This is a genomic window from Streptomyces sp. NPDC057638, assembly GCF_042800315.1.
Classification (GTDB): Bacteria; Actinomycetota; Actinomycetes; order Streptomycetales; family Streptomycetaceae; genus Streptomyces.
Genome location: NZ_JBHVHF010000467.1, coordinates 1 through 4279, shown reverse-complemented (window position 1 = coordinate 4279; position 4279 = coordinate 1). Strand labels below are relative to the sequence as shown.

3 protein-coding genes are annotated in these 4279 nt (G+C 68.3%); 2 read left to right on the top strand and 1 reads right to left on the bottom strand.

Going from position 1 to position 4279, the window contains the following annotated elements; all coding sequences use genetic code 11:
- Window positions 1–258: 258 nt before the first annotated feature.
- Window positions 259–1206, bottom strand: a complete 948-nt coding sequence (locus tag ACFVIM_RS33350; RefSeq protein WP_384309588.1) for a methionyl-tRNA formyltransferase — start codon at window positions 1204–1206, stop codon at window positions 259–261.
- Between the two features lie 313 nt (window positions 1207–1519).
- On the opposite strand from ACFVIM_RS33350, the gene ACFVIM_RS33345 reads away from it, so the two are divergent.
- A complete protein-coding gene (locus tag ACFVIM_RS33345; RefSeq protein WP_384309585.1) occupies window positions 1520–2863 on the top strand; it encodes a lysine N(6)-hydroxylase/L-ornithine N(5)-oxygenase family protein in 1344 nt (447 codons plus the stop codon).
- 292 nt (window positions 2864–3155) lie between these two features.
- Window positions 3156–4214, top strand: a complete 1059-nt coding sequence (locus tag ACFVIM_RS33340) for an iron-siderophore ABC transporter substrate-binding protein (RefSeq protein ID WP_384309582.1) — start codon at window positions 3156–3158, stop codon at window positions 4212–4214.
- The last annotated feature ends 65 nt before the right edge of the window (window positions 4215–4279 follow it).

Sequence of the window (4279 nt, the reverse complement as noted above, 5' to 3'; positions counted from 1 at the left end):
CACGAGGTCCGTGCGGCGGCGCCGTCGGGGCGAGAGCCAGGCAGGGGTGGTGGGGACCGGGTTGCCGTACGGCACTGGTCCGTTCGGGGCAGGTGCGCCACCGGTTGGTGCCCAGTGCGCGGAGCCTGCCCGCGCCGGGCCGGTAGGGAACCTGTCCCCGTCGAGGCGGTCGGGGAGTCGGCCCCTGTCAAAGGGGTACGGAGTCGGCCTGTGCCGAGGTGGCACGGAGAGCCCCCGCCCCGCCGGTACCCAGCGGGATCAGGGCTGGTTCGTCAGATAGCCGCCCAGGGAGGTGAAGTACGCGTGCGCGGGCAGTTCGCGGCCGTCCTCGGTGCGCACCCGGGTGATCGCGAGCCCGTGGTTGCGCCCGGTCCGGGCGTCGGCCCCGGCGACGATCACCACGCCCTCGCCCTCGCGGTAGAAGACCCGGCCGGGGGTCCCGCCGTAGCGGCCGGCCGAGACGAAGGAGGCCAGGACCTCAAGACGGCGGCCCTTGTGGTAGGTGAAGGCGCTCGGGTAGGGCTCGGACTGGGCGCGGACCAGGCGCTCCAGGGTCTCGGCGGGCCAGCTCCAGTCGATCCGGCTGTCCTCGATGGAGCGCTTGTGGAAGAAGCTGGCCTGGGAGCGGTCCTGGGCGATGAGGGCCGTGTCGCCGGAGGCGATGAGGTCGAGCGCGCCCACGGTGACCGGGGCGATCAGGTCGACCGTCTTGTGGAAGAGGTCGGTGGCCGTGTCGGTGGGGCCGACCGCGACCCGCTCCTGGCGCACGATGTCCCCGGCGTCCAGCTCGTCGTTCATCATGTGCGCGGTCACGCCGACCTCGGGCTCCCCGTTGATCAGGGCCCAGATCAGCGGGGAGAACCCGGCGTACTTCGGCAGCAGTGAGTCATGGACGTTCAGGGTGCCGTGGCGCGGGAGCTGGAAGATACGGGGCGGGATCCAGGTGCGCCAGTTGTTGGCGACGATGATGTCCGGGTCGGCCTGGCGCAGGCGCTCGAACAACTCGTCGTCGTCCGGGCGGTTCCGTATCAGCACCGGCACGTCGTGCGCCTCGGCGAGATCGGCGACCGAGTCGCTCCAGATCTTCTCGTAGGCGTGCTCGCTCTTGGGGTGGGTCACCACCAGAGCCACCTCGTGCTCGGAGTCCAGCAGGGCCCGCAATGTGCGGTGCCCCCAGGTCTGATAACCGAACATCACCACCCGCATGGGGTTCCTCCTCGGAAATGATCAAGAAAAGCAAGGAAACGGGGACGGCCCCAGCTATCGGGCCGAGCCGCGCAAGTAAAGCAAGGCTTACCTAAAGGGTGCAACGCTCCCTGTAGGGGCCATGCTTTGGGGCACTCTTGACTGTTGACGCCCCGGAATGCCCGTTTCGCCCCTGTCGACAGGGGGGCAGGATGAGCTTAGGCTTACCTAAGTTCTCGGGGGACCGCCGCTTCGCTGGTGTGCCTCCGCCGACGTATGTCTCTGTACCTTCCCCACGCCGTACAAGCGGCTGTCCCGCACGAATGGGAGTGACATGTCGCAGGTTCTTCCTGGTGACGCACCACTGGTCCACGACCTCATAGGGATCGGCTTCGGGCCGTCCAACGTGGCCATGGCCATTGCGCTCAGTGAGCACAACGCACGCGTCGGCAGGCAGGAGGCGGTCACTGCTCACTTCTTCGAGCAGCAACCGCGCTTCGGCTGGCACCGCGGCATGCTCCTGGACGACGCGACCATGCAGGTCTCCTTCCTCAAGGACCTGGTGACGCTCCGGAACCCGGCGAGCGAGTACAGCTTCCTGTGCTACCTCCAGAGCAAGGGCCGGTTGATCGACTTCATCAACCACAAGAACCTCTTCCCGCTGCGGATCGAGTTCCACGACTACTTCGAGTGGGCCGCGGCCAAGGTCGACGACATGGTCTCCTACGGCCACGAGATCATCGCCGTGGAGCCCGTCGTACGCGACGGGGTCATCGAGTACCTGGACGTGACCGCCCAGTCGGCCGACGGTCTCGTGGTCCACCGCGCCCGCAACCTCGTCATCAGCACCGGCCTGCGCCCGGCGATGCCGGAGGGCGTGGAGCGCACCGAGCGCGTCTGGCACAACTCGGACCTGCTGCGCAACGTCGAGTCCCTGGAGGGTACCGAGCCCACCCGCTTCGTCGTGGTCGGCGCCGGACAGAGCGCCGCCGAGAACGTCGCCTACCTCCACCGCCGCTTCCCGCGGGCCGAGGTCTGCGCCGTCTTCTCCCGCTACGGCTACAGCCCCGCCGACGACAGCAGCTTCGCCAACCGCATCTTCGACCCGGCGGCGGTCAGCGACTTCTACGACGCCCCCGAGAGCGTCAAGCGCAGCCTGATGGACTACCACGGCAACACCAACTACTCCGTGGTGGACATGGACCTGATCGACGAGCTGTACCGGCAGTCGTACCAGGAGAAGGTCATGGGCGCCGAGCGCCTGCGCTTCCTCAACGTCTCCCGTCTCACCGGAGTGAAGGAGACCGACGACGGCGTACGCGCCACCGTCAAGTCCCTGATCACCGGGGAGGAGACGCCGCTCGACGCCGATGTGGTGGTCTGCGCCACCGGCTACCGCCCCGCCGACCCGCTGGGTCTGCTCGGGGAGCTGGGCGGTCGCTGTCACCGCGACGACCAGGGCCGTCTCAGCGTGGAGCGGGACTACCGCCTCGCCACCGACGACGAACTGCGCTGTGGCATCTACCTCCAGGGCGGCACGGAGCACACCCACGGCATCACCTCGCCGCTGCTGTCCAACACCGCGATCCGGGTCGGCGAGATCCTGGACTCCATCCTCGACCGGGGCCTGCGCGCCGTCGGCGAGGCCCGTCCGGTCGCCGACGGCGTCGCCCGCTGACCACCCCCGTGTCAGGCCCTTCCGCCCCTCGGGAGAACGGGGCCTGACGACATGTCCTACGACACGTGTCCACCTCGCCCGACCCTCTCGGTCCGGTGAAGTCCCGTCGTACGGACGGGACCTGATGACACGAGTTAGGGTCCCCTTGGTTGAGGGGACCCGGGGGCTCGCCCCCAGGTCCACCCCCACACCCCGCCCCACTCGCCTACGGCGGCGGCCGTCCCGGCTTCATGGCCGTCCCGGCGGGCGTGGCTCGCAGTACCGCGAAAGTCCCTGTGAAAGAAGGAAGAACGTGTCCACTGGTACACGCCCCGCGCTGGCGCGGTTCGCCAGCAGCATTCCGAAGGTGGCCCTGGCCGCCGTCGCCGCCCTGACCCTCTCCGCCTGTGGGGGCGGGACCGACAAGAGCGACGGGAAGTCGTCGGGGTCGTCGTCCGCGCCGTCCGACGGGAAGAAGTCCGCCGCCTTCCCGGTCACCATCGAGCACAAGTACGGCAGCACCACGATCGAGAACGAGCCCCAGCGGATCGTCACCCTCGGTCTCTCCGACCAGGACACGGTGCTGGCCCTCGGGCACAAGCCGCTCGGCGCGACGGACTGGTTCAAGGAGCGCCCGTACGGCAAGTGGACCTGGACCAAGGACAAGTGGGGCTCCCAGCCGCCGGAGATCGTCGGCGAGCGCGAGGAGTTCAACATGGAGAAGATCGCGGCGCTCAAGCCGGATCTGGTCCTCGCCGTGTACTCCGGCATGAAGAAGGAGCAGTACGACACCCTCTCCAAGTTCACCAAGGTCGTCGCCCAGCCCAAGGAGTTCCCGAACTACGGCGCCTCCTGGCAGGTCATGACCCGCCAGATCGGCAAGACCCTGGGCAAGGAGGCCGAGACCGAGAAGCTGATCGCCGGCATCGACGGTCAGTTCAAGGAGGTTCGGGCGCGCAACCCCCAGTGGGCCAAGATGACCCTGGCCGTCGCCGACAGCTTCGAGGCGGGCAAGTACTCCGCCTTCACCAAGACCGACGCGAAGGCGATCTTCTTCAACGAGCTGGGCTTCCAGCTCAAGCCGCAGATCACCGAGATGGCCAAGCCCGGCTGGAACGCCGCCGAGTTCGGCTCCGAGAAGCTGAACACGCTCGATGTCGACCGGCTGGTCTGGGTCACCTCCAGCACCGCCGCCAACGACCGGATCAAGGCCGAGCCGCTCTACAAGAAGCTGAAGGTGCACCAGGAGAAGCGCGACCTGTTCGTGCCGTACGAGGGGCCGGACGTCGGCGCCGCGTTCTCCTTCAACACCGTGCTGTCGATCCCCTACGCGATCAAGGCGATCGAGCCGCTGCTGGCCGCCATCAAGTAGGCGGCCCCGCCGCCGGGGGACGGCCGGCCGTACTCCGGCGGCCGTCCCCGGTGACCGTGTACCAC

Coding starts and splice junctions, on each gene's coding strand:
- ACFVIM_RS33350 (WP_384309588.1), bottom strand. CDS start 1,206: ATGCGGGTGGTGATGTTCGGTTATCAGACCTGGGGGCACCGCACATTG.
- ACFVIM_RS33345 (WP_384309585.1), top strand. CDS start 1,520: ATGTCGCAGGTTCTTCCTGGTGACGCACCACTGGTCCACGACCTCATA.